1 protein-coding gene is annotated in these 301 nt (G+C 75.7%); it reads right to left on the bottom strand.

Translation table 11 applies throughout. The features are described from left to right. Positions 1-301: ubiquitin-like domain-containing protein (locus tag J7I97_RS38345; protein WP_251058700.1), on the bottom strand; the 301-nt coding region annotated here is incomplete at both ends.

Genomic DNA, 301 nt, shown 5'->3' with positions numbered 1-301 from the left:
GAGCTGGAGGGGGCGGCCGTAGCGGACGATGATCTCGTCGCCGTCGCCGAGGGCCACTCCCCTGGCCGGGGCGACGAGATCGTGGGGGCCGACGCCGAGCCCCTCCGCGACGAGCAGTTCGTCGACCCCGTCGGCGAAGGTGTGGAGGGTCCTGGGCACGCCGTCGACGGTGAGCCGGACCTCCTTGTCGGCTGCGACGAAGGCGGTGGTGCCGCCTGCGAGGAAGGCGACGACCAGCGCCTGCGGCACGATCCGCCGCCAGCTGTCACGCCCTGCCCCTGCCCCCGCCCCCGCCCCCGCC

Source organism: Streptomyces sp. ISL-87, from assembly GCF_018614095.1.
Lineage (GTDB): Bacteria > Actinomycetota > Actinomycetes > Streptomycetales > Streptomycetaceae > Streptomyces.
The sequence above is the reverse complement of the archived record's forward strand: the minus strand, read 5'-3'. Positions and strand labels throughout refer to the sequence as shown.